Genomic DNA, 24,951 nt, shown 5'->3' with positions numbered 1-24,951 from the left:
CCGTCGGCACGGAGTCGCGGCCTCGGAGGGCGTACCGGAGGGCGTACCGGTCACTGAATACCGGTCACCGGGCCCACGGATTCGCGCAGTATCCCGTGCGGGCCGTCCCGCTCCCGGCCGCGCTCCAGGTCCTCCCGCTGCTCGCGCTCCCGCTCGTCGAGGAGACGGAGCATGGAGTGGACCCGGTCCGTCGACTCGTCGGCGGCGTCGATCGCCTCCATGCACTGCCAGTACAGGCTCTGTTCATCGGTCTCGCACGCCACCCCGACCAGAGCCATACCGACCTCCCCGAGCAGCGCGGCGAGGCCCGTCAGGGCCGCGCGGGGATCGGCGACCTCGGTCAGCCGCGCCGCCCGGGCCACCCCGGCACGGGCCGCCGGGTGGTCCAGCGCGCCGCTGCTCCGGCCCCCGGTCTCGCTGAGGGCGCCCGCCTCGGCCCTCAGCTCCTTGGGACCGGCCGCGGCCAGCCGGCTGCCGACCGCCTGGGCCAGGGCCTGCGCCTGCCACGCCTCGGCGATGATGTCCGGTGTGCCCCGGCTCTGCGCCAGCGCCTGCCTGATGACCGCTACCAGCCGTTCCGCTTCCATCGACTGCCCCCGTTCGACGCGAAATCCCGCTCGTCGCTGCGGAAAACCCGCTCACCACGTTCATTACCCACAGTGAAGGCGGTCGCACCGAAAGGCCAGAGGATTTCGGAAATCTGTGGACACAGAATCGAATGTGAACAAGTCGATCACTCCGAAGAGTGACGATCTTGGTCGCCCGTTGATCCAGGGACCGGAAAGCGCGACTCATTCCGTTCGATCTTGGCCGCGAGCGCCGCAAGGACGTCGATCCCCAGCGCCTCGCAGAACTGGAGGAGATACGCGAGCACGTCCGCGACCTCGTCCGCCACGCGGGGCGCCCGCTCCGGATCCTCCATGACCCGCGCCGACTGCTCGGGCGTCAGCCACTGGAAGATCTCCAGGAGTTCGGCGGCCTCCACGCTCAGCGCCGAGGCCAGGTTCTTCGGGGTGTGGTACTGCCCCCAGTCGCGCGCGTCCGCGAAGGCGGCCAGCCGCCGCTGGAGGGTGTGTACGTCGAGTTCGGTCACCGCTTTCCTACGCCCCCGGCACCCCGGCCGCCGTGACGCCCTCGACCTCCATGCCGGCGGGCGACAGCAGGAAGACGTTGCGGTCCACCCGGTGCATGCCGCTGCCGAGCCCGAAGACGACACCGCTGGCGAAGTCCAGGATGCGCTTGGCCACATCGGCCTCCGCACTGGTCAGGTCGAGCAGCACCGGCACCTGGGCGACCAGGTACTCCGCGACCTCGCGGGCGTCGGCGAACACCTGGACCCGCAGCACGACCATGCGCCGCTGCTCGGCGGGCTCCGGATCGTCCTGGACGGTGCGGTGGTCCACCCGGGAGGGCCATTCGTCGCGGCTGCGCAGCGGTACGACCTGGGCCAGCCCTTCCCACTGCTCGTCCGTGACGTCGTACCTGTCGTACCTGCTCACCGGACCACCCCGTCGGCACATCGGTCGGCGTTGTGCCGGTCACGCTCACTGTTCATCGGGCGATTGTCCCCTCCCTCACCCGTTCGGCCTACGAGCGACACGGCTCAGATGGTGATTGCCGCCGCCGGAATCACGTCCGCGGGCTCCGCGACCGTGATGGCGCCGGTCGGCGCGGCGGTGGTGTCCAGTGGGGTGAAGCGGATCGGGAGGTGGGCCAGCGCGCGGTGGAACGGGCCGGGGCGCCACAGCAGTTCCTCCGGCGCCACGGCGAGCCGCGCGTCGCACAGGAGACTGGTGAGCTGTTCGATGGCGGTCATCGCGATGAGCAGGGCCGGCTGCTTGGCGGGGCAGCGGTGGGGCCCGGCCGACCAGGCGAGATGGGCGCTGGCCCCGGACCGGAGCCCGTCGTCGGACGCGGGCGGCGGGGACTGGGAGTTGGCAGCGGCGTAGGAAACCAGGAGGAGTTGTCCGGCGCGCAGCCGGACGCCGTGGAACTCGGTGTCGTGGCGCGGGTAGTGGGCGGCCAGGTTGGCGATCGGCGGATCGCGCCACAGCACCTCGTTGATCGCCTCGTGGGCGGTCATCGCGCCGCCGTGCAGCGAGCCCGCGTAGCGCTCGTCGGTGAGCATGTGGAGCGTGGCGTTGCCGATGAGGTTGGTCATCGGGTCGTTGCCCGCGCTCATCACCAGGGTGATCTGACGCACCGTCTCGTCGTTGTCGAGCCCGGCGGGATGGGCGACGAAGTACGAGGTCAGGTCGCGGCGCGGCCGGGCGCGCCGGTCGGCGACGAGGCGGGTGACGACGTCGACCAGGTCGGCGTACGCGGCGGCGGCGTCGGCGGCCGAGTTCATCATCCCGGCGATCCCGTCCACGATGCGTTCCCCGTCCTTGGGGTCGGCGCCGAACCAGGTGACGAAGATGTGCATGGGGAGGCGGCGGGCGTACTGGGCGATGAGGTCGCCGCTGCCGGTGGCGGCGAACCGGCCGATGAGCTGGCGGGCGACGCGGGCGACCTCGGCGCGCAGGACGTGCGGTTCGATCAGCGCGAGGCTGTCGTTGATGGCCTCGCGGTAGCGGGCGTGCACCGCGCCGTCGCTGAACAGGGCGGTGGGGCGGTGGCCGAGCACGGGCAGCACCGGCGAGTCCGGCGGAATGGTCGCCTGCCAGGTGCGGGGGTCCTTGCTGAAGGTGTGGGTGTCGCGGAGCACGTCGATGGCGGCCTGGTAGTCCGTGACGAGCAGGGCCTCGACGTCGGGGGCGATCCGCACCGGTGCGAGCGGGCCGTGCGCGCGCAGGGCGCGGTAGTGGCCCTGCGGGTCGGCCGCGAAGGCCGGGCCGAAGAGCGCGAGGGGCTGCGGCGGCGGTGCGTACGTGGTCATGAGGCGTCCTCGGGCTGCGGCATGCGGGTCAGCACGTGTTCGGCGAGTGCGATCAGGGCGTCGATGCTGCCGCGCCGCTCCCTCGCGTCGCACTGGACGAGCGGGGTGGTGTCGTCCAGGTCGAGGTGCTTGCGCAGGACCTCGTCGCTGTGTGCGGGGGCGTCGGGGAAACGGTTCACCGCGACGGCGTACGGCAGCCCCTGCTCCTCGACCATGTCCATCACGGCGAAGGAGTCGGCGAGCCGTCGGGTGTCCACGAGGACGAGCGCGCCGAGGGCGCCGCGCGCGATGTCCTCCCACAGCGGCAGGAACCGTTCCTGGCCGGGTGTGCCGAACATGTAGAGCACCAGGTCGTCCGGGACGGTCAGGCGGCCGAAGTCGATGGCGACCGTGGTGGTGGTCTTGTCGGGGAGTCCGGCGGTGGAGTCGACGCGGGTGCTGGACTGGGTCATCGCCTCCTCGGTGTGGAGCGTGGCGATCTCCGAGAGGGTGCGGATCAGGGTGGTCTTGCCCACGCCGAAGGGACCCGTGACGACGAGTTTCATCAGGGTCCGGGCGGCGGCCGGCAGATAGCCGACGCCGGTCCGGTCAGGGGAGGGAGCGGAGTCCATCGAGCAGCCTCTCGACAAGCGACCTGTCGATCTGCCCGGCACTGGGTATCGGCGGTCGGGTGAGCAGTAGTCCGGTGGCCGCGAGGTCCGTGGCCAGGAAGACGGTGGCGCTGACCGGCAGGTCCAGGTGGGCCGCGCACTCGACGACGGTGAGGGCACCCGGTTCCAGCAGGTCGCAGAGTCTGCGGGCCTGGGTTCCGGCGTCGTCGGGCACGGGCGCGTCGGTGCGTACGAGGACGGCGAGCCGGTCGAGCGCGGGGCCGGCGGGGCGGGACCTGCCGCCGGTGACCAGATAGGCGGGGATCAGACGGCGTGCTGGGCCGGGGGTCATGGCCGGGCGGCGGTGTCCGATTGGCGGGCGGGTGCGTGCATCGCCCGGGTGAGCGCGGTGACCTGGACCTGCATCTGGTAGGCGATGTCGCCGAGTTTGGCACCGGGTTCGGCGAACAGGGCGAGGGTGGTGTTGCGTCCGGCCGGGACGACGATGGCGAAGCCCAGGTCCGACTCCACGACGGTCTGGGCCAGTTGCGGGGCCTCGGCGTCGGTGAAGGCGGTCGTGAAGGCGCGGGCGGCGGCGTGCAGGGTGGCCGTCATCGCGGCGACCCGTTCGCCGGAGGCGCGGTCGAGGCCGGGGGACGCGCCTTCGACCAGGCCGTCGCCGGTGGCGACCACGGCGTGCTGGACTCCGGGCAGTTCAAGCAGCGGGGTCAGCACCCATGCGAGGTCGCCTGAGTGGGGACTGGGGGTGCTCACTTCTCGTCGTCTCCTTGGTCGTCCTGGTGGTCGGGGGCGCCGGTGTCCGGTGCGGCGGGCCGCCCGGTGACGCTCCTGCCGTTGAGGGTGCCCTGCTGGAGGGCCGCCCAGGAAGCCCCTGCCGCCTCCGGAGTACGGGCCGGCTGGGCGGCGTCCGGCTCGGCGGCCCGGGCGGCGGTGGCCGCGGCGGGGGTGCGGCGCGGCGCCCGACGGCGCCGGCTGGGCAGTCCGCCGGGCCCGGCGGCGTCCGGCGCGGGGGTGTCCGTGGTGGTCTGCGCGGGCTGGGCCGCGGCGGCGGTCACGGGTGCGGGGGCGAGGGCGGAGAGGTTCCGGTCCTCGTCCAGCACGGTGAGCAGGTGGGCCGGGACGCGCAGGATCGTCCGCATGCCGCCGAACGGGGACGCCTCGATGTGGCACTCGAAGCCGTACTGCACGACGAGCCGGCCGACGACCGCGAAGCCGGTCTGCGGCGGGTCGCCGAGCTCGGTGAGCAGGACCTCTGCGGGTCCGGCGAGCAGGGCGCGGGCCCGTTCGAGGGCGTCCTCGTCCATGCCGATGCCCGCGTCGTCCACGACGAGGAAGGCGCCTCGGCCGCCGCTCTGCTGGACGGTGACCTGGACGTCGGTGTCGGGGTGGGAGTACGCGGTGGCGTTGGCGAGGAGTTCGGCCAGGGCGATGGCGAGGGGTTCGGCGGCGCGGGCGGCGAGCGCGAGGCGTTCGTCGCGCAGGTGGTTGGAGACCTTGATCCGCTCGTAGCCGGCGACGCGGGACTGGGCGCCGAGGACGATCTCGACCAGCGGGGAGTTCTGCCGGGCGAGTCCGGGCCAGGCGTCGCAGAGGACGGCGGTGGACTGGGTGCGGCGCAGCGCGAGTTCGTTGCGGAAGTCGAGCTGGAGGATGCGCGGGTCGTCGTACTCGTGCTGGAGCTCGTGCAGCAGCTGCTGGGACTGGTTCAGGAGCGACTGGATCTTGGCGGCGGTGCCGCGCATCGCGGCGCGGGCCGCCGCGTCGACGCGTCCGCGCTCTTCGAGGACGGCGGTCCGCGCGGCCTGGACGGCCTCGGTGAGCAGGAGGGCGGCGCCGCCGTCGACCTCGGCCGCCTCGCGCAGTCCGGGGACGGTGGCGCTGGGGTGGGAGAGGGCGAGGGCGGCGGCGGGTATCCGCCTGCGCGCGAGCTGCCGGATCTCGTCCAGGAGGGCGGCGGTGCGGGCCTCGGCGGCCTTGGCCTGGCGTTCGGCGAGTTCGGCGCGGGTGACGGCCTGCTGTTCCAGGAGGCCGGTCCGGTAGGCGCGGGTGAAGCCCGCCACCGCGGCGACGACGGCGAGCAGTGCGATGATCCATGCCATGCCGTTACCGCGTTTCTCTCGTCGGGTCGGTCCGCCGGTGCGCGCGGGGCGGGACCGCGCGGTCAGCCCGCGCTGCCTGCCGGCTCACTGACCTGCTCCACTTCGTGGGCGACCGTGGCGACATCGGTCATGACCTGGACGACGCTGCGCCGTTCCGAGCCGTCGAGCTGCCGGTATTCGCTGCCGATGGTGACCACCAGGCGCTCGGGCAGGCCGAGTCCGGGGTAGCGGCCCTCGGCGATGACCTGGCGGGCCGCGTCGATGGCGGGGACGCCCGCGGCGTGCAGGGCGTGGGCGCGCTCCTGGATGTACGCGAGGTACGCGATGTGCTCGCGGACGCCGTTCCGGTCGAGGACGGGTCCGTGGCCGGGGACGATCGTTTCGGCACCGGTGGCCAGCACCTGCTCGCAGGCCGCGATGATGTTGCTCAGCGGGCCTTCCCAGTGGATCGGGTGGTCGCCGGGCTGCTCGTCGGACGACGAGAAGATGATGTCGCCGCTGAACACGGTGGACTGGGCGGGCAGGTGGACCATCAGGTCGCCGGTGGTGTGCGCGGGGGCGAGCGAGGTGATCTGCACCGGGTAGTCGCCGAGGCTCAGTTCGAGCTCGCCCGTGAAGTAGGTGGTCGGCCGGACGGGCTCGGTCCGCGACCAGTCGAACGGGCCGAAGTGGCGGGCGAGGTAGGCCCCGAGCGGGGTGGCCGGGTCGCCGCCGGTGACGAGCGCGTGCTGCTGCTGCGGCGAGGGCTCGTAGTGGATGTGCTCCCGGGCCTCGCGGGTCACGATGATCTCGGCGTCCGGGAGCACGCCCGCGCCCCAGAAGTGGTCGCCGTTGGCGTGCGTGACGACCACCCGGTCGATGGTCACGCCGTCGGGCAGCCGCTTGGTGGACTCGGCGAGGAACTGACCGGCGAGCACCGGGTCGTACGGGGTGTCGATCCACAGTGCGCCGCGGGGCGAGACGAGCAGGCCGCAGTTGGCCAGCCCCCAGCCACGCTTCGGCGGGAGCCAGGCGTACAGGCCCCTGCCAAGGTCAACGACATCCCCACCCGTGATCGACATGGACGCGATTATGCCGACCGGTTTCCGGTCGCGCGTTCGAACCCGGCCAGATGGGCACGTGATTGGCTGGAAACAGACCTTGACCCGCCGTACGGACGGCCGGGCGGTGACCGTACGACACCACTTCGGACCGCCTTCGTCACCATTACGGGAGACGGCACCGTCAAACCGGAAGGGGCCGATTACCCATTGAGCATGGCTGAAAAGAGACGCCGAAAGGCCCCCGTCGCGACCGCGTGAGCGGTGCGCCGGGGGCCCGTGGGGTCAGCCGTCAGGAACGGACCTGACCGCCTTCGAAGTACGCGATCAGCTCCGGGTCGAGCGGCGGCACCTCGAAGGGCGCACCGCCCTCGCGCAGGGAGCGGGTCGCGAGGACACCGGCGGCGACGCTCATCCGGGCGGCGACCGGGGAAGTGTCGGTGAGTCCCCCTTCGCGGGCGAAGCGGACGAACTCCTGCATGATCCGGCTGTCGCCGCCGCCGTGGGAGCCCTTGGCCTCGGGCACCCGGTAGGTGATGTCGGCGTCGGCGCGGTAGCCGCTGGGGCCGGTGTTCCAGACCTTGACCTCGTCGCCGGGGCCGTCGCCGAAGTTCTCCAGCCGGCCCTCGGTGCCGATGACCGTGTAGTTGCGCCAGTAGTCGGGGGTGAAGTGGCACTGCTGGTAAGCGGCCACGACCCCGTTGTCCAGCTGCATGTTCATCACCGAGACGTCCTCGACGTCCACGATGTGGTGCAGGTCCTTGCGGGCCGTCGGCGGCCAGTCGAACTCGCGCAGCCAGTTGTCGGGGCGCGGGGTGTCCGGCTCGCGGCGCGGCAGGTTGCCGTAGACGAGCAGGTCGCCGAGGGCGTTGACGCGCTGCGTGTAGCCGCCGGCCAGCCAGTGCAGCACGTCGATGTCGTGGGCGGCCTTCTGGAGGAGCAGGCCGGTGGTGCGGGTGCGGTCGGCGTGCCAGTCCTTGAAGTAGTAGTCGCCGCCGTAGCCCACGAAGTGGCGTACCCAGACGGCCTTGGGCTCGCCGATGTCGCCGCGCGCGATGATGTCGCGCATCAGCCGGACGACGCCCATGTGGCGCATGTTGTGGCCGACGTAGAGCCGGGTGCCGGTCTCGTACGCGGCGCGCAGGATGTTGTCGCAGCTCTCGACGGAGATGCCGAGCGGCTTCTCCACGAAGACCGCCTTGCCGGCCCTCAGGGCGTCGATGGCGATGACCTCGTGGGTGTCGTCCGGGGTCGCGACGATGATCGCGTCCAGGTCGTCCCGGCCGAGGAGCAGTTTGTAGTCCTCGACCGCGATCTCGGCGCCGAAGCGCTCGGCCTCCCGGCTGCGCACCTCCGGGTCGAGGTCGCAGACGGCGGTGATCGCCGACCCCTTGCCGGGGTGGTGGGCCGACGTCGCGATGGACCGGCGCAGGCCGAGCCCGATGACGCCGATTCGCAGGTCTGACACGGGAGTCCCTTCAGTTGGTGCGGGTCGTGCGGGCGGACGTTACTTGCCGGCGAGCGACGCCTCGAACTCGGCGCGCATCTTGTCGCCGCCGCCGGAGCGCCACTTGCGCAGCTCGTCCTTGAAGGCGGAGATCGGCTTGCGGCCGGCGACGATGTCCAGCTGGACATCGCTCATGGCGGTGGTGAGCGACGGGCTCTTGCTGGTGGACGTGTCCGAGAAGTGGCCGCTCGTCGGGTTGGTCTGGGCGATCTTGAGGAGGTCCTGCTGCCAGCCGTGGATCTTTCCGGCCAGGTCGCCCCGGCCCGGCAGGTAGATGTACTCGGGCCCGGCGGCGAGGAAGGCCAGCGGCATCGCGGTGGTGACGGCCTCGGAGTTGCCCTTGGGGGTGAGCTTCACGTCCCCGTCGGAGGTGCGGTTCCAGTGCTTGCCCTCGATGCCGTTGTCGAGGAAGAGGCGCTCCTCCGTACCGAAGGGGGCGGCCAGGTAGTCCAGAACGCGCAGCAGCATCTTGACGCGCTTGTCGTCGGCCTTCTTGTTGATGGCCGTATAGCCGACGGAGCCGTAGCCCATGTTGTAGTGCGGCGTGGCGCCTTCCTTGGCGGCGAACGGCACGATGACGCCGAACGGGAAGTCGTACGTCTTGGCGTCGACCAGGAAGCTGGGGAAGGACTGCACGTAGGCGCCGAGGGAGCCCTGGGCCATCTTCTCCATGGTGGTGCTGAGGTTGGGGTCCGGCCAGAAGAGCTTGGCCCGGGCGCACTTCACGGCGAAGGCCAGGGCCTCCTGGTACTCCTCCGTCTCGTACTGGTGCGTCAGCTTGCCGCCTTCGAGGCGCCAGGCGCTGGGGGCGCCGAACCACTGGGCGAACTGGGCGATGTGGTTCACGTACGCCGGTTCCAGGACGTACTTGTTGCGCTTGACGTCCAGCAGTTCCTTGCCCTTGGCGAGGAAGTCCTCGGCGCTGCTGAACTCGGCGCCGCCGACCGGCTTCCAGAAGTCCTGGTTGACGACGTAGACCTGGCCCATGGAGCCGTACGCGACGGTGACGCCGCGGATCTTGCCGTTGACGACGGCGGTCTTCCAGGCGGTGGTCGGCAGGTTCGCGAGGTTCGGGTACGCCTTGACCGCGTCGCCCGACAGATAGGGGGTGAGGTCGTGGAACTTGGCGTCCAGGAGCTCGGGCACGCGCTGGATGCCCTGGTTCGGCGGGAACCAGACCAGGTCGGGTATGTCGCCGCCGGCCATCATCGCGTTGAACTTGGTGAGGTACGCGTCCACGCCCTGGTCCACGACGATCGTCATGTCGAACTGCGCGCCGAGCCGCTTGTTCAGCTCCTGCCAGTAGCCGTTCTTGGCCTGCGGCGGGGCGGGGGTGGTGAACGTCTCGGTGAGGGCGGTGATGCGGCTGCCGTCACCAGGGGTCTTCGCGACGGACTTCGTGAGCTTCTTGGGGTAGCGCAGGTAGGTCGCGTCGAGGCCCGCCGCGTTCCCCGCCAGGTCGGCGGGGGCGGTCTGGGCCGCCACGTACGTCGGAAGCTTGAGCTTGGCCGACGCCTTGGCGCCGCCCTTGCTGACCGTGGCGCCGCTGCCGCAGGCGCTCAGGGTCGTCAGACCGGCGACGGTGAGGCCGGCGATTCCCGCGGCGCCCATGAAACCGCGTCGGGACAGGTGGGTGGACATGGGGCTCCTTGAAGTGGGTGGCGTACGGGGCGGTGGTGCGGGGCGGGCGGGGTCAGCCCTTGATCGCCCCGGTGAGAACGCCCTTGACGAAGAACTTCTGCAGGAAGGGGTAGACGCAGAAGATGGGCACGATCGCGATGATCAGTACGGCCATCTGCAGCGAGGTCGCGGGCGGGATGGAGTGGACACCCATCGCGGAGGCGTTGATGCTCTGCCCGTTGAGGACGTAGCTCCGCAGGATCACCTGGATGGGGAACTTGCTGGAGTCGTTGAGGTACAGCACCGCGTTGAAGAAGCTGTTCCAGTACCCGACGGCGTAGAACAGGCCGACCACCGCCAGGACCGCCTTCGACAGCGGGAGGACGATCCGGAAGAGGACCGTGACCTCGTTGGCGCCGTCGATGCGCGCCGCGTCGTACAGCTCCTCCGGAATGGACTGGAAGAACGAGCGGACCACCACGATGTTGAAGGCGTTCAGCAGGACCGGAAGGACCAGTGAGGCGTACGTATCCAGCATGTGGAACTGCTGGACCGCGAGGTACGTCGGGATGATGCCGGGCGCGAAGAGGAACGTGCCGAGCACGAGCAGCAGGATCGGCTTGGCGAGGACCGTGCCCGGCCGCGAGGTGCCGTACGCGATCATCACCGTGCACGCCAGGCTGAGCGCGGTCCCGATCAGCGTGATGAAGATGGACACCACCGCGGCCCGGGTGACCACGCCCCCGGACAGGATGACGCGGTACGCCTCCAGCGTCGGGTGGTGCGGGATCAGCACGTAGCCGCCGTTGGCGTTCAGCTCCTCGCGGCCCGCGAGGCTGGTGCCGATGGCGAGGAGGAACGGGTAGAGCACGATCACGGTCAGCACGATGAGCGCGAGGCCCTTGGCGCCCTGCCCGTACCAGTGCGGGCGCTCCATCCACGGCGGGCGGCCGTTGGACCTGCGGGGCCGGGCGGCCCCGGACCGGGCGGCGCGCAGCCGGGTCGCGACGGACTCACTCATCGGTACACTCCCTGCTCGCCGAAGCGGTGGGCCAGCTTGTTGGCGGCGAGGATGAGGGCGAATCCGATGACGCCCTTCATCAGTCCGGCGGCGGTGCTCATGCCCCAGTCGCCGTCCACGACGCCGTGGAAGTAGACATAGGTGTCCATGACCTCGGCGGCGTCCGGGCCGACGGCGTCGCGCTGGAGCAGGATCTGCTCGAAGCCGACCGAGAGGATGTCGCCGAGCCGCAGGATGAGCAGCATCAGGATGACCGGCCGGATGCCGGGCAGGGTGATGTGCCAGATCCGGCGGAGCCAGCCGGCGCCGTCCATGGCGGCCGACTCGTACTGACCCATGTCGATCGAGGCGATGGACGCCAGGAAGATGATCGTGCCCCAGCCGCAGTCCTTCCAGATGGCCTGCGCGGTGATGAGGAACTTGAAGGTTCCCGGGTCGGTCATCACGTTGCCGATGCTGACCCCGTGCTCCATGAGGAGCGTGGTGACCGATCCGGCGCCGCCGAGCACCTGCTTGAACATCGCGACGACGACGACCCAGGACAGGAAGTGCGGCAGGTAGACGACGGTCTGGATGAACCGCTTGATCTTCTCGCTGATGAGCGAGTTGAGCAGCAGGGCCAGGGCGATCGGCGCCGGGAAGTACAGGAGGAGCTGGATCGCCGTGATCTGGAGGGTGTTGGACACCGCGCTCCAGAACTCGGGCTCGGCCAGCAGCGCGGTGAAGTTCGCCATCCCGACGAACGGGCTCTGCTTGAAGCCCAGGAACGGCTGGTAGTCCTGGAAGGCGATGACGTTGCCCGCGAGCGGCAGATAGAAGAAGAGGACGAAGTACAGCACTCCGGGGAGACAGAAGAGCAGCAGCGCCTTGTCCCGCTTGAGCCGCTGCCGGAGCGGCTGCCGTATTCGCTTCTTCTTGCCCTTCCTCCCCGCGGGGCGTTCCGCGTCTTCCGGGTCGCGGGGCTGCGGCACGGGCGGCCGCGCAGCTGTGACCGGCGGGTTTGCCATCGTCACAGGCACCTCCAGGGCTGATGGAGCGAGAGAACGTCCCGCATACGTGGAGGGCGGCGCGCACTTCGGGGAAGCGCGTCCGCTGCCTCTTCGCGGCGACAGGCACATAGTTCACGACCGTGCGGCCATATGGCAAGAGTTGTTCATTTCGCAGAGGTAACGAACATCTATGGGCAGGCAAAAGTCACCCCATGGGGCGCCGCAGGGCGTTACAGGCCAGACAATCACCCCATAACGGGCGCTCGATGCCTGCAAAATGGGACCGGAATGCACTGTTCCTCCGTCAGAACCAGCTATCCGGCGCGCGGTTGTGCTTGAACGTGCACACTTCACGCACGGTCCGACCCCCTGAACCGGTTTGGGTGTGCGCGAAAAAGCGGGCCGCCGCGCAGTGTGCGCACGGCGGCCCGCTGGGGGTACGGCGAGGGGTCAGACGGCGATGACCGTGACACCGGCCTCGGTGAAGCGGGCGGACGCCTCGGGGGCGATCCCCCGGTCGGTGACCAGGAAGTCGACCAGGGAGAGGTCGCAGACCCGGGCGAAGGCCCGCTTGCCGATCTTCGAGGAGTCGGCGGCGACCACCACGCGCTGGGCCTGCTGGGCGAGCAGCCGGTTGATGCTGGCCTCGCCCTCGTGGTGGACGTACGCGCCGCGTTCGGTGTCGATGGCGTTGACGCCGAGCACGGCCACGTCGAGCGTTATCTCGCCGAGCACGCCGCTGGCCAGCGGGCCGGTGAGCTCGTACGACTGGGGCCTGGCGACCCCGCCCGTGACGACCATCTTGATCTGCGGCCGGATCACCAGCTCGTTGGCGATGTTGAGGGCGTTGGTCACCACCGTCAGCGTCGGCTGCCCGGCCGCGCCGCCGGCGCCGTCGCCCACCAGGTCCGCGCGGACCGCGAGCGAGCGGGCGACCTCGGTGATGGTGGTGCCGCCGGTGAGGCCGACGACCTCGCCGACCGCGACGAGTTCGGCGACGGCGCGGCCGATGGCCTGCTTCTCCGGGGCGTTGCGCCCCGTTTTGTACCGGAGGGCCAGCTCGTAGCTGACGCCGTGGGCGATCGCGCCGCCCCTGGTGCGGGTGAGCAGCTGCTGCTCGGCGAGCTGGTCCAGGTCCCGCCGGATGGTCGCGGCCGAGACGTCCAGCGTCTTCGCGGCATCCTCGACGTCCACCCGGCCGTGCTTACCTACGAGTTCCAGCAGTGCGTTCCACCGGGCATCCCTGGACAAGACGGTTCTCCTCACAGGTCCGGGCCGTAGGCGCCCATCCCCTTGGGCGCGATCACCGGACAGGGCGCAAGCGTCGCACAAGGCTCCGACGAGTCAAGTCTCATGCGCGCAGAATGCTTGAAAATGCTCGCTCCTCGCGAGTATCGTGCGGAAACGAGCATCCCCTCCCGAGTACGGAGTGCAAAAGTGTCATTTGTCGAGATCGAGATCGCCAGTCAGCCGGAGTGCTGGCGCCGCGCAGCGGAGCTGGCACCGAGTCACGCCGCCGCGCTGCCCGCGCCGGGCGAGCGCGTCGCCGTCGTCGGCTGCGGCACCTCGTTCTACATGGCTCAGGCATACGCCTCGCTCCGTGAGGAGTCCGGGCAGGGCGAGACCGATGCCTTCGCCGCGTCCGAGTTCCCCGCCCGCCGCCGCTACGACCGGGTCGTCGCGCTCACCCGCTCCGGCACCACGACCGAGGTCCTCGAACTCCTCGGCCGGCTGAGCGGCACCACGCCCACGGTGGCCATCACCGCCGACCCGGAGACCCCGGTGATGACGGCCGCCGACGCGGTCGTCGTCCTCGACTTCGCGGACGAACAGTCCGTCGTCCAGACCCGGTTCGCGACCACGCTGCTCACGCTGCTGCGCGCGCACCTCGGCCTGCACACCGACGCCGTGGTCCGGGACGCGGAGCGGGCGCTCGCCGAGCCGCTGCCGGAGGGCCTGGTGGACTGCACGCAGTTCACGTTCCTCGGGAGCGGCTGGACGGCCGGGCTCGCCAACGAGGCGGCGCTCAAGATGAAGGAGGCGTCGCTCTCCTGGACCGAGTCGTACGCCGCGATGGAGTACCGCCACGGCCCGATCTCCATCGCCACCGACACCACCGCCACCTGGATGTTCGGTGCCGCCCCCGAGGGGCTGCGCGAGCAGCTCCTGGAGACCGGCGCCCGCTGGGTGGAGACCGACCTGGACCCGCTGGCCGACCTGGTCCGCGTCCAGCGCCTGGCCGTGGTCCGCGCCGCCGCGCGCGGCCTCGACCCGGACGCCCCCCGCCACCTGACCCGCTCGGTGGTCCTGGCGGACGCCTGATGCCGTACCGCGCCTCAAACGCCGGCGGGGCTGGATGTCAGCCCGTCCGGCGTTTGAGGACTGGGGTCAGGACTCCTCGAAGTGCGTGTCCAGGACCGCGTCGAAGCCCTCGGTCCACTCCTTGAGGCTGCCGCGGGACGGCGCCTCGACCTCGCCGTTGAACCAACGCTGGGACGACAGGTGGACGGTGACGGTGAACCGGCGGCCGAAGCGGGCCGGCTTCAGCTCGACCGCGCCGATCTCGTCCCAGCCGAAGTCCGCCTGCTGGTCGTCCAGCGTGAACCGGACGCCCTCGGGCCCGGCCGAGATCGAGCCGCGCCGGTCGCTCACCTCGAACGAGGGCCCCTCGGCCGCCTCTTCGTCGCTCTTCTCCTGCTCGTCCTCCTCGTCCTCCTGCGCCACGGGCGCCTCGTCGGCCGGCTCGGGGACGGCGTCCGCGACGGCGGGCTCCTCGGTGGTCTCCTTCTCCGGCTCCTCCTCCACCGCTTCCGCGGGTCGGGGGGCCGTGAGACCGGGGATGTACGCCGGATCGGTCCCTGCGGCGTACGCGGGCTGGGTCTTGGGGTCTATGCGCTGCTCCACGGCGGGCAGTATGGCCGACGAACCTGTACAGGGCCAGTAAGACCGTGTCGGGGGCGGGCCCGGGCCGCCCGGCCCGCCCCCCGGTGCGGGGCCCCGCGCCCCGCGTCAGCCGGTGGCGCAGGCCTCCCCGCCGAGCGAGAAGGCGCCCGGTGCCGTGTTGCCGCCGGTCAGCGTGCCCGTGAAGCCGAAGCCCGCGGACGCGCCCGGCGCCACCCGGCCGTTCCAGGAGACGTTGGTGGCCGTCGCCTTCGCCCCGTCCTGATCAACCGTCGCGTTCCACGCCTGGCCGACCTTCTGACCGTCCGGGAAGGTCCAGGCGAGCTTCCAGCCGTCCAGCTCCGCGCTACCGGTGTTGGTGAGGGTCACATCGGCCTGGAAGCCGCCGGACCACTGGTTGGTGACCTTGTACGTCACCGAACAGGCCGCGTCACCGGGGTCGGTGCCGGGGTCCGTGCCCGGGTCGGTACCGGGATCGGTACCGGGGTCCGTGCCCGGGTCCGTACCGCCCCCGTCGCTGTCCGAGGAGTCGCCGTACATGATTCCGCGCCCGTTGGTGGACACGTACACCCGGCCGAAGACGCGCGGGTCGCCCGTGATCGCGGCGCCCGTCCAGCCCCACTGGTGGGCGTCGTCGTTGATGCGGGTCCAGCTCGTGCCCGCGTCGGTGGACCGGAAGATGCCGCGCACCCCGCCGATCTTCGCCGACACGAAGAGCGTCTGGTACGAGGCGCCCGCCGCCGCCTTGCCGAAGCCGACGGAGTCCGCCTCGCCGACACCGCTCAGCTTCGTGAAGGTCGCCCCCGAGTCCGTCGAGTGCCACAGGCCGTACGCGCCAGTCGTGGCGCCGCCCGCGAGCCAGATGTCGCCCTCGGTGCCGGGGACCGCCTTGAAGCGGACGTTGCCCTCGGTGGGCAGGCCGCTCGACGCCTTCGCCGTGAAGGTCGCGCCGCCGTCCGTGGAGACGTAGAAGGTGCCGGCCTTGTACCCGTAGAACTTCTTCGGGTTCTCGCGGTCCGACTCGACCGTCGCGCCCTGCGGTATCCCGGTGGACGCCGACCACGAACTCCCGTACCCGGTCGTGTGATGGACCCCGGTGCCCTCGGGGCTCCAGACGAAGCCGCTCGCGTCGGCCGCCGCCGCGACCGTGCCGCCGCCGGTCACCCCGGACGGCTCGGAGCCCTGGAACCAGTTGGAACCGTTGTCCGTCGAGAAGCCGATGTGCGGGTCCGCGTCGGCGCTGCCGACCCGGACCACCGTGTTCGGGCTGCTCTCGGCGAAGTCGAGGCTCGTGGTGGAGGTCAGGTTGGGCGAGGTGAACATCATGTCCGGCACGGCGTCGAGGTCGGTGTGCCGGAAGCCCCCGATGTCACCGAGCGCGCTGAGCAGCGGCGCTCCGGACGGCGGGCTGGCCAGGTCGTTGACGGCGGTCTCCTCCAGGCCCTTCACCATGGGCGTGATCTTGAACTGGCTGCCGGAGTCCCAGTTGATGAGGTTCTCGGTGCCGTAGATCGTCGCGCCGGTCCCGTACATCATCCGGTTCGAGTCGAACGGGTCGATCTCCAGCGCCTCCGTCATCCAGCCCAGCTTCGGCGTGGTCTCCGGCGGCGTCGGGTTGGCGCCCCAGGTCAGCCACGGCACCGAGGACACGTCCTGGGTGAAGCGGTTGGAGCGGTTGGGGTAGCTGGTGTAGTCCCACGCCTGGGTCCAGGTCGCGCCGCTGTCCGTGGAGCGGAAGATCTGGGTGTCGGGCCACCAGGAGCTGTACGCGGTCGCCATCACCGTGCCGGGATGCTGCCGGTCCACGGTGAGTCCGCTGAAGCCGTAATAGGTGTCGGCCTCGGCGACCGGGCTGACGTCCTTCCACTCACCGGTCGCGGTGGTGTACCGCCAGATCCGCCCCTTGCCGCCGTCGTACGGGCCGCCGGTGTCGCTGAGGGTCAGATACAGGTAGCCGTTGTCGGAGTCGAGTACGCCCTTGTGCGCCAGGTATCCCGTCGGCTGTCCGGCGATCCGCGACCAGGTGGTCCCGCCGTCCGTCGAGCGGTAGACGGTGTTGTCCTTGTCGGCGACCCCGACGTAGATGTCCTGGGTCGCGCTGCCCGCGCTGCCGCTGCGCTCGTCGAACGTCACCCAGACGATGCCCTGGTTGTCGTTGCCGTAGCCGCTGGTGTCGGTCGGGTCCTGGGAGTAGTTGCCCGGCTTGGGGAAGGCCGTGACCTCGGACCAGGTGGCGCCCGAATCGGTGGACCGCCAGAGGCCGTTGCCGCTGGGCGCGCCGAGGTAGAGCACGGAGTTCTTGTTCGGGTCGACCGCGAGGCGTTCGCCCATGCCCCGGCCCGGCATGTTGCCGCCGAGCTTGAAGGGAAGGGTGCTCGCCTTCCAGGTCGCGCCCCGGTCCGACGAACGCAGCACCGCGCCGTTGGTCGGGTCCCAGTCGTTGGTGTACGTGCCCACGGCGGCGTACACCTTGTCCGGGTCGACGGAGTCCGAGGCGAGGCTCACCACCCCGGTCCAGCCCCAGTGGTCCCAGTCCACCCAGTCGAGCAGCGGCTTCCACTGCTTGCCCGACTGGTCCCAGCGGTAGGCGCCGCCGATGTCGGTGCGGGCGTAGGCGAGGTTCTTCTCGGTCCGGTTGAAGACGATCCCGGGGACGAAACCGCCGCCGTCGATACGGACGTTCTTCCAGTCGTACGTGTCCGCCGCGAGGGACACATCGGATGCCTGGGCGGCTGCGGAGGCGTCGCTGTCGCGCGCCGACGCCGGTGCGCCCGCGGCGAACAGCCCGGCGGTGAGGGTGAGTGCCGCCACCAGGGCAGCGAAGGGTCTTGCGCTTCTGCGCACGGAAACGTCTCCTCCGAACAGGTCCGCCGACAAGGGCGGTCAAGGGCGTGAACGGATGTGGGAGCGCTCCCATTTCGCGTCCCGATGGTAGCGGCGCCGCCCCTCCGGGAGAAGGGCGGGCGCAAAGTTCATCGGATGACTCGGGTGTGCCGCCCTCGACGGGCGCCCCTGCGGTAAACCGCACCCCGGACGGCGGCGACCCTCATACCGGCGCGGTCCGCCGCTTTCTAGCGTGGCGGGGAGCCGGGGCAGGGTGCCCCGGCGGCCCGTCCGTCTGGAGCCCCGCATGCACCCCGTCCCGCTCGCTCTGCCTCAGGAACCCGCCGGAGGATTCGCCGGCTGGGCGGCCGACCTCATCGACGCCCTCGGCGCTCCGGGGGCCGGTCTGGCCATCGCCCTGGAGAATCTCTTCCCGCCGCTGCCGAGCGAGGTGATCCTGCCGCTGACCGGGTTCGCCGCCGGTCAGGGGGTGCTGTCGCTCGCCTCGGCGCTGTTCTGGACGACGCTCGGTTCGGTGGCGGGAGCGACGGCCCTGTACTGGATCGGGGCGCTGTTCGGACGGGACCGGGTGCACGCCCTGTGGACGCGGCTGCCCCTGGTCGGGGCGGCCGACCTGGAGCGCACCGAGGCGTGGTTCCTGCGGCACGGCACGAAGGCGGTGCTGCTGGGCCGGATGGTGCCGATCTTCCGGAGCCTGATCTCCGTACCGGCGGGCCTGGAACGCATGCCGCTGCCGACGTTCCTCGGGCTGACCGCGGTGGGCAGTCTGGCCTGGAACTCCGTGCTGGTGATGGCCGGTTACTGGCTCGGCGACCAGTGGGACACCGTCGGCGACTACGTCGGCGTGCTCTCCGAAGCCGTACTGCTGCTATGCGCGGTGGCGCTCGTGCTGTACGTCGTCGTGCGCGTCCGGTCACGCGCGGCGGGGCGGGCCAGGCACCGTCGGGATGCCGGATGAGGGGGCCGGGAACTATGGTTCGGCCGACCGGGCCCGGGCGAGGGGGCCCCGGGCGCGAGACGGAGGGGCGGGGCGCGGTGCTGGAGGAGACCCCCTGGGTGCCGGGCGCGTCCGGTCACGGCCCGGCGGCCCGGCTGTCCCGGATGGCGGGGGTGCTGCTCGGCTGCGTGACGGCCTTCGCCTGGCTGATGTACTTCGCGGCAGCCGGGGCGCTCCTGGGGCCGTTCCTGCTATGGCCCCGCACCCGGGTCTCCGCGCGCCGCCTCCTGGTGGCCGGGGCCAGAAGGCCGGCGGAGGCGGAGCGGTGGCGCCGGTCCGTGTTCTTCGGCGACCGGTTCCCCGCGCACCGCGCCTCCGACCAGCAGGTGCTGCGCTATCTGGCCGGCCGCATCCCCTCGGGGCTGCTGTGCACGGTGGTGACCGCGCTGCTCGGGTTCGGCCTGGTGCTGGCCGGGCTGCTCGCGGCGGGCGTGGCCCGCGGCACGCTCGGCTGGGGCGAGTTGCTGACCCAGGCGGTCCTGGGCTCCGTCCTCCTCTTCCTCGACGTGCAGGGGCTGTTCTCGCTCGCCGCGCTGGACGCCCGGCTCGCCCAGGAGTGCTTCGGGCCCGGGGAGCGGGAGTTGCTGAGGCGGCGCATCGGTGAACTCTCCGCCAGCCGGGCCGCCGTGGTGCGGGCGGTGGACCGGGAGCGGCGGCGCGTCGAGCGCGATCTGCACGACGGGGTCCAGCAGCGGCTCGTCGCACTCGCGATGCTGCTGGGCCGGGCCCGCCGCGCCCGGGACGCCGACCGCGCCGACGCACTGCTGGCGCAGGCGCACCGGGAGGCGGGCGAGGTGCTCGCCGAACTCCGCGAGGTGGCCTGGCGGGTGTATCCGACGGCGCTGGACAGTGTGGGGCTGCGGGAGGCGCTGGGCGGGGTCGCGGAGCGCTCACCGATCCCGGTCCGGGTGACGTACGAAGTCTCCGGGGAGCTGCCTTCGCCCGTGGAGACGGCCGCGTACTTCGTGGTCTCCGAGTCCGTGAACAACGCCGCCAAGCACTCCGGCGCCGAGGGCATCGTGGTGGCCGTGGTGCGCCGCGACGGCCTGCTGACCGTGCGCGTCCGGGACGACGGATGCGGCGGCGCGGATCCGGAAGGCGGCGGACTGGCCGGGCTGCGCGGCCGGGTCGCCGCGATCGACGGCATGCTGGACGTCCACAGCCCCTCAGGGGGCCCCACCACCGTGACCGCGGAGCTGCCGTGCGTGTGATTCTCGCCGAGGACTCGATCCTGCTCAGGGAGGGCCTGGTCCGCCTGCTCACCGAGGAGGGCCATGAGGTCCTGGGCGCGGTGGGTGACGCGGAGTCGCTGCTGTCGCAGGTCGCGGCGCACGCGCCGGACGTCGTCGTCACCGACATCAGGATGCCGCCGACGCACAAGGACGAGGGGTTGCGCGCGGCCGTGGAGATCCGGGAGCGGCGGCCGGACGTCGGCGTGCTGGTGCTCTCCCAGTACGTGGAGCGGAGCTACGCCGCCCGGCTGCTCGCAGAGAACGCGGAGCGGGTCGGCTATCTGCTCAAGGACCGGGTCGCGCAGGTGGAGGAGTTCCTGGACTCGCTGGAGCGCATCCACGCGGGCGGGGCCGTCTTCGACGCGGAGGTGGTACGGCAGTTGGTCATCCGCAGCACGCACGGTGATCCGCTGTCCCGGCTGACCCCGCGCGAGCACACCGTCCTGGAGGCGCTTGCCCAGGGCCACACCAACGCGGCCATCGCGCGGAAGCTGCACATCTCGCTGAGCGCCGTCGAGAAGAACCTCAACACCGTCTTCGACAAGCTGGGCCTCGCGCACACCACCGGCTACAACCGGCGCGTCCTCGCCGTGCTGCGCTACCTGGAAGCGTGAAGGCCGGGCGTCCCTCAGTACCAGCTGGAGGAGCCGGGCGGGTCGCAGACCTCGAGGACGACCTCGCCCGCCACGGAGGTGCGGCCGCCGAGGGGGCGCACCCGGTCGCCGACGTTCACCATGTGCGGGGCCGCGCCCACGATCCGGCAGCGGTAGACGAAGCCTTCGGGGAAGCGGACCAGGGACTCGTTGCGCATCACGCGCGAGTAGCGGTTGACGACGTTGGAGCGGATGACCACGCCGTGGCCGTCGCTGTGCTCGGATTCGAGATCGCTCGACGCGCAGACGGGGCACAGGAGTTTGCGGAAGGAGGCGGTGTGGCACCAGCGGCACACCTGATAGACGAGCCCTTCCTGACTGGTGTGCGCCCCCTCCGCCTCGCGTGTCGGCCGCCCCATCACGTCGGTTCCGGTACTGAACACGTTCCGCCTCCCGCGCTCGACTCGGTGCGCCGCAGCTTCGGCGACGGCACACCGGCACCGTATGGCACTTAGTTCCAGGAGTAAAGGCACTGCGTGCCACTAAGTGCGGATGCGGCTCTCGCGGGCGGCGTCAGGCGGTGCCGAGCGCGGACTCGATGTGCTGCACCACGCGCCACATCGGGGCGCCCTTGCGCGCGACCATGACGATGACCTCGTCGTCGCTCACGGCGGAGGAGACGGGGGCCTGCGAAGGCTCCGGCGCGGGTGCGACGGGCCGCGCGTCCGCCCCGCCCCACACCGCGCGCACCAGCTCAAGGGCCCGGTCCACCTCGGCCCCCGCGTCGCCCTTGCCGCCCGAACGCAGCCAGGACCGCAGCCCGTTGTTGTGCGCGGCGACGACCGAGGCGGCGATCACCTCGGCGCGCAGCGCGAAGTCGGGCCCGGCGTCCGGGTCCCCGGCCCAGCGCCGCTCCAGATAGCCGGCGAGGGTCCGCTCGTAGCGGCGCACCACGGAGAGCTCGTACGTGCGGAGGCCGGGCACCTCGCGGGTGAGCCGGTAGCGCTGCACGGAGAACTCGGGCTTCTCCGCGTACATCCGCAGCACCAGCCGGGCGCCGTCGCACACCGTGGCGACCGGGTCGGTCCCGTCGGCGTCCGCCAGGAAGGCGGTCATGTCCGCGAGGCACCCCTCGTGGTCGGGGAAGACCGCGTCCTCCTTGGAGGGGAAGTAACGGAAGAAGGAGCGCCGCCCCACTCCGGCCCGGGCGACGATGTCGTCCACCGTGGTCCGCTCGAACCCGCGCTCCAGGAAGAGCGCGAAGGCCGCCTCGGCGAGCACGTCACGCATGGGGGGCTTCTTGGCCGGCCGCCGGTCTTCGGTCATGCCGGAAACGTAACACCGAAAGCAGCCCGCCGACACTGGGTACCTTTACGAAGGGTACTGAGTGCCATAGGATTCCCGCAGGAGACCACCAGGTACAGGGAGAGCCGGCGTGAGCTTGAGGATCGTTGTCACTGTGAAGTACGTGCCCGACGCGACCGGTGACCGGCATTTCGCCGATGACCTGACGTTGGACCGTGAGGATGTCGACGGTCTGCTGTCGGAGCTGGACGAGTATGCGGTCGAGCAGGCGTTGCAGATCGCGGAGGCGGCTGATGATGCGGAGGTCACCGTGTTGACGGTGGGTCCGGAGGATGCCAAGGACGCGTTGCGCAAGGCGTTGTCGATGGGTGCGGACAAGGCGGTTCACGTCGAGGACGACGATCTGCACGGTACGGACGCGCTGGGTACGTCGCTGGTGCTGGCGAAGGCGATCGAGGAGACCGGGTACGACCTGGTGATCTCGGGGATGGCGTCGACGGACGGCACGATGGGTGTGGTTCCGGCGCTGCTCGCGGAGCGGCTGGGTGTGCCGCAGGTGACGCTGCTGTCGCAGGTGTCGGTCGAGGGCGGTGTCGTACGTGGTCGTCGTGACGGGGACAGTGCGTCGGAGGAGCTGGAGGCGTCGCTTCCGGCGGTGGTGTCGGTGACCGACCAGTCGGGCGAGGCGCGTTACCCGTCGTTCAAGGGGATCATGGCGGCGAAGAAGAAGCCGGTGAAGTCCCTGGACCTGGACGATCTGGGGATCGACGCCGAGCAGGTGGGGTTGGCGGGTGCGTGGACCGCGGTCGACTCCGCGACCGAGCGTCCGGCCCGCACTGCGGGAACGATCGTGAAGGACGAGGGCGAGGGCGGCAAGCAGCTGGCCGAGTTCCTGGCCGGCCAGAAGTTCATCTGATCCCGCTTCGGGGTTTCGTCGTTCGTTTTCACTGATGTGCAGGAGTGGGTCTGATGGCTGAAGTTCTCGTCTTTGTCGATCACGTGGACGGTGCGGTCCGCAAGCCGACGCTGGAGCTGCTGACGCTCGCGCGGCGGATCGGTGACCCGGTCGCCGTCGCCGTCGGCGCCGGTGCGTCCGCGACGGCGGATGTCCTCGCCGAGCACGGCGCGGTCAAGGTCCTGGTCTCGGAGGCCGCCGAGTTCGCCGACTACCTCGTCGTACCGAAGGTGGACGCGCTCCAGGCCGCCCACCAGGCGGTCTCCCCGGCGGCGGTGCTGGTGTCCTCCTCGGCGGAGGGCAAGGAGATCGCGGCGCGCCTCGCGGTGCGGGTCGGGTCGGGCATCATCACCGACGCGGTCGACGTCGAGGCCGGTGCCGAGGGTGTCGTGGCGACCCAGTCGGTGTTCGCCGCCTCGTTCACCACGAAGTCCCGGATCACGCACGGCACCCCGGTCATCACGGTGAAGCCGAACTCGGCGCCCGTCGAGCCGGTCGCCGGTGCGGGTGCGGTGGAGGAGCTGGCGGTGGAGTTCTCCGCCGCCGCCACGGGCACGAAGGTGCTGTCCCGTACGCCGCGTGAGTCGACGGGCCGCCCCGAGCTGACGGAGGCCGCGATCGTGGTCTCCGGTGGCCGTGGCGTCAACGGCGCGGAGAACTTCGCGATCATCGAGGCGCTGGCCGACTCGCTGGGTGCCGCGGTGGGTGCCTCGCGTGCCGCCGTGGACGCGGGCTGGTACCCGCACACCAACCAGGTCGGCCAGACCGGCAAGTCCGTCTCGCCGCAGCTCTACATCGCCAACGGCATCTCCGGCGCGATCCAGCACCGGGCGGGCATGCAGACCTCGAAGACGATCGTCGCGGTCAACAAGGACGCCGAGGCCCCGATCTTCGACCTCGTGGACTACGGCGTCGTCGGCGACCTCTTCGCCGTCGTCCCGCAGCTCACCGAGGAGATCAACACCCGCAAGGGCTGACACTCCCTCAGCTGAGGTGCCCGGCCGGGGCGATGAGCGCGGACGACCCGCTCACCGCCCCGGCCGGGCCCGTTTCAGCCGAGCAGTTCCTCCACCAGGCCGGCGGCGCGCGGGGTGCCGCCCTCCGCCCGGGCGTCCTCGCGCAGCCGCGCCGAACGCCGGGCCACCTCGGGGTCGTTGACGAGCGCGGTGAGCGCCGCGCGCAGGACCTCCGGGGTGGCGTCGTCGGTGTCGACGCGGCGGGCGACGCCCAGCTCGACCAGCTTGTCGGCGTTCATGAACTGGTCGACGCCCTGCGGCACGGCGATCATCGGCACCCCGCTGTACAGCCCCTCGGAGCTGCCGCCCATCCCGGCGTGCGTGACGAAGGCGTCCGCCTGCTGGAGGATGGCCAGCTGCGGCACCCACCGGTGCACCTCGACATTGCCGGGTACGGTGCCGAGCGACGCCAGGTCCGTCTGCTTGCCGACCTGGAGGACGACGTGCCAGCCGGGCAGGTCGCCGTAGGCCGCCAGGCAGTTGCGGTAGAACTCCGGGCGGTTGGTGTACGCGGAACCCAGCGAGATCAGCAGCACCTTGTCCGCCCCGGCGGGCCGGGTCCAGCTCTGCTCCTCGCCGCGCCCGGCGAAGCACGGCCCGACGAACGTGACGGTGTCCATGTCCACGTCGTCCGCGTGCGGCTGCATCGCCCGGGGGATCAGGGCGAGGGTGTGGTCGGGGCGGCCGACGAAGGTGTCCATGTCCCGCGTGGTCGCGCCGTTCCCGGCCAGCCACTCGGTGAACCGCGCCCGGTACGCGTCGGCCCCGGGCAGCGTCCACAGCTGGGCCGCCACGTCCTTCTCGTAGCTCCGCCAGCCGACGAAGGTCGGGTAGAGCTGCATCAGGCGGCGGTTCCGGGACTCGGCCAGCACCCGGGCCGGGTAGGCCCCGATGTCGTACAGGTAGAGGTCGGCCGGGTCCTCGTCGTAGACGGCGCGCAGCTGCGGCAGGGCCTGGACGGCGTCGTCCAGGAAGAGGCCCATGGCGGCGATCGGGTCGTCGGGCCAGACGTTGTCACCGACCGGGAGCACGGAGTCGTACGGCACGAAGGTGGCGCCGGTGGCCTCGATGCGCTCGGCCATCACCGGGTCGTTGGCGTAGGTGACGCGGTGGCCGCGGGCCACCAGTTCGCGGATGACCTCGATGCTCGGCAGGACATGGCTCACGGCGGGGATGCCGATCATGGCGATATGGGCACGGCGACGTGTCATGGGAGATCACTCGTTTCAGTTCTGCGGCGGAAGGGGACACGGCAGACCGGCGCGTCGCCACCCCGGCTAGGGCCTGTCCGGCGGATCAGGGTCGGGTAGGGCGCGGCGTCTGGTGCGGTGCATCGCAAGGCG

At 71.1% G+C, this 24,951-nt stretch carries 25 protein-coding genes; 6 read left to right on the top strand and 19 right to left on the bottom strand.

Annotation, left to right across the window (positions count from 1 at the left end; genetic code table 11):
• Positions 1 to 50: 50 nt before the first annotated feature.
• The 14 genes from AMK18_RS01070 to AMK18_RS01005 form a co-directional block, all read right to left on the bottom strand.
• The gene (locus tag AMK18_RS01070) at positions 51 to 587 is read right to left on the bottom strand and encodes a DUF6099 family protein (protein WP_073861284.1); all 537 of its coding nucleotides are present in this window, start codon (positions 585 to 587) and stop codon (positions 51 to 53) included.
• 146 nt (positions 588 to 733) lie between these two features.
• A complete protein-coding gene (locus tag AMK18_RS01065) occupies positions 734 to 1,093 on the bottom strand; it encodes a nucleotide pyrophosphohydrolase (protein ID WP_073861283.1) in 360 nt (119 codons plus the stop codon).
• A gap of 7 nt (positions 1,094 to 1,100) precedes the next feature.
• A complete protein-coding gene (locus AMK18_RS01060) occupies positions 1,101 to 1,520 on the bottom strand; it encodes a cell division protein SepF (protein ID WP_198956924.1) in 420 nt (139 codons plus the stop codon).
• 83 nt (positions 1,521 to 1,603) lie between these two features.
• On the bottom strand, positions 1,604 to 2,878 hold the full coding sequence (locus AMK18_RS01055; protein WP_073861281.1) for a cytochrome P450: 1,275 nt from the start codon (positions 2,876 to 2,878) through the stop codon (positions 1,604 to 1,606).
• The gene (locus AMK18_RS01050) at positions 2,875 to 3,489 is read right to left on the bottom strand and encodes a GTP-binding protein (protein ID WP_018105821.1); all 615 of its coding nucleotides are present in this window, start codon (positions 3,487 to 3,489) and stop codon (positions 2,875 to 2,877) included. The genes AMK18_RS01055 and AMK18_RS01050 overlap by 4 nt, the downstream gene beginning before the upstream one ends.
• Positions 3,467 to 3,820: a DUF742 domain-containing protein gene (locus tag AMK18_RS01045; RefSeq protein WP_018105822.1), complete on the bottom strand. Its 354-nt coding sequence runs from the start codon at positions 3,818 to 3,820 to the stop codon at positions 3,467 to 3,469. Before AMK18_RS01045 ends, AMK18_RS01050 begins: the two co-directional genes overlap by 23 nt.
• Positions 3,817 to 4,242, bottom strand: coding sequence for a roadblock/LC7 domain-containing protein (locus AMK18_RS01040; protein ID WP_018105823.1), 426 nt, complete (start codon positions 4,240 to 4,242; stop codon positions 3,817 to 3,819). Before AMK18_RS01040 ends, AMK18_RS01045 begins: the two co-directional genes overlap by 4 nt.
• The gene (locus AMK18_RS01035) at positions 4,239 to 5,588 is read right to left on the bottom strand and encodes an ATP-binding protein (protein WP_073861280.1); all 1,350 of its coding nucleotides are present in this window, start codon (positions 5,586 to 5,588) and stop codon (positions 4,239 to 4,241) included. Before AMK18_RS01035 ends, AMK18_RS01040 begins: the two co-directional genes overlap by 4 nt.
• 62 nt (positions 5,589 to 5,650) lie before the next feature.
• Complete coding sequence (locus AMK18_RS01030; protein WP_073861279.1) at positions 5,651 to 6,649, bottom strand: MBL fold metallo-hydrolase; 999 nt, start codon at positions 6,647 to 6,649, stop codon at positions 5,651 to 5,653.
• 271 nt (positions 6,650 to 6,920) lie between these two features.
• A complete protein-coding gene (locus AMK18_RS01025) occupies positions 6,921 to 8,096 on the bottom strand; it encodes a Gfo/Idh/MocA family protein (RefSeq protein WP_073861278.1) in 1,176 nt (391 codons plus the stop codon).
• A 39-nt stretch (positions 8,097 to 8,135) separates the two neighbouring features.
• Positions 8,136 to 9,776 carry an extracellular solute-binding protein gene (locus AMK18_RS01020; RefSeq protein ID WP_073861277.1) on the bottom strand — a complete coding sequence of 547 codons (1,641 nt, stop codon included), beginning with the start codon at positions 9,774 to 9,776 and terminating at the stop codon, positions 8,136 to 8,138.
• 52 nt (positions 9,777 to 9,828) lie between these two features.
• On the bottom strand, positions 9,829 to 10,776 hold the full coding sequence (locus AMK18_RS01015; protein WP_073861276.1) for a carbohydrate ABC transporter permease: 948 nt from the start codon (positions 10,774 to 10,776) through the stop codon (positions 9,829 to 9,831).
• Complete coding sequence (locus tag AMK18_RS01010; RefSeq protein ID WP_443333211.1) at positions 10,773 to 11,783, bottom strand: ABC transporter permease; 1,011 nt, start codon at positions 11,781 to 11,783, stop codon at positions 10,773 to 10,775. Before AMK18_RS01010 ends, AMK18_RS01015 begins: the two co-directional genes overlap by 4 nt.
• A 432-nt stretch (positions 11,784 to 12,215) precedes the next feature.
• A complete protein-coding gene (locus AMK18_RS01005) occupies positions 12,216 to 13,016 on the bottom strand; it encodes a DeoR/GlpR family DNA-binding transcription regulator (RefSeq protein WP_026171883.1) in 801 nt (266 codons plus the stop codon).
• A 186-nt stretch (positions 13,017 to 13,202) separates the two neighbouring features.
• On the opposite strand from AMK18_RS01005, the gene AMK18_RS01000 reads away from it, so the two are divergent.
• Entirely contained in the window at positions 13,203 to 14,087 is an 885-nt protein-coding gene (locus AMK18_RS01000) for an SIS domain-containing protein (protein ID WP_073861274.1), read from the top strand.
• Positions 14,088 to 14,153: 66 nt separating this feature from the next.
• On the opposite strand, the gene AMK18_RS00995 is transcribed toward AMK18_RS01000, so the two are convergent.
• Positions 14,154 to 14,669: a hypothetical protein gene (locus tag AMK18_RS00995; RefSeq protein ID WP_073861273.1), complete on the bottom strand. Its 516-nt coding sequence runs from the start codon at positions 14,667 to 14,669 to the stop codon at positions 14,154 to 14,156.
• A 105-nt stretch (positions 14,670 to 14,774) separates the two neighbouring features.
• Positions 14,775 to 17,510, bottom strand: a complete 2,736-nt coding sequence (locus tag AMK18_RS00990) for a cellulose binding domain-containing protein (protein WP_443333210.1) — start codon at positions 17,508 to 17,510, stop codon at positions 14,775 to 14,777.
• Positions 17,511 to 17,796: 286 nt separating this feature from the next.
• Between AMK18_RS00990 and AMK18_RS00985 the strand changes: the two genes are divergently transcribed.
• From AMK18_RS00985 to AMK18_RS00975, 3 genes are all read left to right on the top strand, one after another.
• The gene (locus AMK18_RS00985; RefSeq protein ID WP_073861271.1) at positions 17,797 to 18,468 is read left to right on the top strand and encodes a DedA family protein; all 672 of its coding nucleotides are present in this window, start codon (positions 17,797 to 17,799) and stop codon (positions 18,466 to 18,468) included.
• Positions 18,469 to 18,545: 77 nt separating this feature from the next.
• Positions 18,546 to 19,718 (top strand): sensor histidine kinase, encoded by a 1,173-nt coding sequence (locus AMK18_RS00980; protein ID WP_443333209.1) that lies wholly within the window; start codon positions 18,546 to 18,548, stop codon positions 19,716 to 19,718.
• Complete coding sequence (locus AMK18_RS00975) at positions 19,709 to 20,353, top strand: response regulator transcription factor (RefSeq protein ID WP_073861270.1); 645 nt, start codon at positions 19,709 to 19,711, stop codon at positions 20,351 to 20,353. Before AMK18_RS00980 ends, AMK18_RS00975 begins: the two co-directional genes overlap by 10 nt.
• A 14-nt stretch (positions 20,354 to 20,367) precedes the next feature.
• Here the strand turns inward: AMK18_RS00975 and AMK18_RS00970 are convergent, their stop codons facing one another.
• Together AMK18_RS00970 and AMK18_RS00965 are read right to left on the bottom strand one after the other, a co-directional pair.
• On the bottom strand, positions 20,368 to 20,775 hold the full coding sequence (locus AMK18_RS00970; protein WP_073861269.1) for a Zn-ribbon domain-containing OB-fold protein: 408 nt from the start codon (positions 20,773 to 20,775) through the stop codon (positions 20,368 to 20,370).
• A gap of 130 nt (positions 20,776 to 20,905) precedes the next feature.
• Positions 20,906 to 21,658 (bottom strand): TetR family transcriptional regulator, encoded by a 753-nt coding sequence (locus tag AMK18_RS00965; RefSeq protein WP_020207330.1) that lies wholly within the window; start codon positions 21,656 to 21,658, stop codon positions 20,906 to 20,908.
• A gap of 109 nt (positions 21,659 to 21,767) precedes the next feature.
• On the opposite strand from AMK18_RS00965, the gene AMK18_RS00960 reads away from it, so the two are divergent.
• On the top strand, positions 21,768 to 22,553 hold the full coding sequence (locus AMK18_RS00960; protein WP_073861268.1) for an electron transfer flavoprotein subunit beta/FixA family protein: 786 nt from the start codon (positions 21,768 to 21,770) through the stop codon (positions 22,551 to 22,553).
• Positions 22,554 to 22,606: 53 nt separating this feature from the next.
• Positions 22,607 to 23,569, top strand: coding sequence for an electron transfer flavoprotein subunit alpha/FixB family protein (locus tag AMK18_RS00955; protein WP_073861267.1), 963 nt, complete (start codon positions 22,607 to 22,609; stop codon positions 23,567 to 23,569).
• A gap of 74 nt (positions 23,570 to 23,643) precedes the next feature.
• Here AMK18_RS00955 and AMK18_RS00950 read toward each other — a convergent pair whose 3' ends face one another.
• Positions 23,644 to 24,819 carry a macrolide family glycosyltransferase gene (locus AMK18_RS00950; protein WP_073861266.1) on the bottom strand — a complete coding sequence of 392 codons (1,176 nt, stop codon included), beginning with the start codon at positions 24,817 to 24,819 and terminating at the stop codon, positions 23,644 to 23,646.
• Between the last annotated feature and the right edge of the window lie 132 nt (positions 24,820 to 24,951).

This window comes from Streptomyces sp. CB01249 (genome assembly GCF_001905735.1).
Classification (GTDB): Bacteria; Actinomycetota; Actinomycetes; order Streptomycetales; family Streptomycetaceae; genus Streptomyces.
This window is presented reverse-complemented; position numbering and strand designations above follow the sequence as displayed.

Excerpts from the sequence above, each read along its gene's own strand:
- AMK18_RS00985 (WP_073861271.1), top strand. The coding sequence starts at position 17,797 with ATGCACCCCGTCCCGCTCGCTCTGCCTCAGGAACCCGCCGGAGGATTC.
- AMK18_RS01035 (WP_073861280.1), bottom strand. The coding sequence starts at position 5,588 with ATGGCATGGATCATCGCACTGCTCGCCGTCGTCGCCGCGGTGGCGGGC.
- AMK18_RS01055 (WP_073861281.1), bottom strand. The coding sequence starts at position 2,878 with ATGACCACGTACGCACCGCCGCCGCAGCCCCTCGCGCTCTTCGGCCCG.
- AMK18_RS00965 (WP_020207330.1), bottom strand. The coding sequence starts at position 21,658 with ATGACCGAAGACCGGCGGCCGGCCAAGAAGCCCCCCATGCGTGACGTG.
- AMK18_RS01030 (WP_073861279.1), bottom strand. The coding sequence starts at position 6,649 with ATGTCGATCACGGGTGGGGATGTCGTTGACCTTGGCAGGGGCCTGTAC.
- AMK18_RS01020 (WP_073861277.1), bottom strand. The coding sequence starts at position 9,776 with ATGTCCACCCACCTGTCCCGACGCGGTTTCATGGGCGCCGCGGGAATC.
- AMK18_RS00955 (WP_073861267.1), top strand. The coding sequence starts at position 22,607 with ATGGCTGAAGTTCTCGTCTTTGTCGATCACGTGGACGGTGCGGTCCGC.
- AMK18_RS01070 (WP_073861284.1), bottom strand. The coding sequence starts at position 587 with ATGGAAGCGGAACGGCTGGTAGCGGTCATCAGGCAGGCGCTGGCGCAG.
- AMK18_RS01060 (WP_198956924.1), bottom strand. The coding sequence starts at position 1,520 with ATGTGCCGACGGGGTGGTCCGGTGAGCAGGTACGACAGGTACGACGTC.
- AMK18_RS01050 (WP_018105821.1), bottom strand. The coding sequence starts at position 3,489 with ATGGACTCCGCTCCCTCCCCTGACCGGACCGGCGTCGGCTATCTGCCG.
- AMK18_RS01010 (WP_443333211.1), bottom strand. The coding sequence starts at position 11,783 with ATGGCAAACCCGCCGGTCACAGCTGCGCGGCCGCCCGTGCCGCAGCCC.
- AMK18_RS01045 (WP_018105822.1), bottom strand. The coding sequence starts at position 3,820 with ATGACCCCCGGCCCAGCACGCCGTCTGATCCCCGCCTATCTGGTCACC.
- AMK18_RS01015 (WP_073861276.1), bottom strand. The coding sequence starts at position 10,776 with ATGAGTGAGTCCGTCGCGACCCGGCTGCGCGCCGCCCGGTCCGGGGCC.
- AMK18_RS00950 (WP_073861266.1), bottom strand. The coding sequence starts at position 24,819 with ATGACACGTCGCCGTGCCCATATCGCCATGATCGGCATCCCCGCCGTG.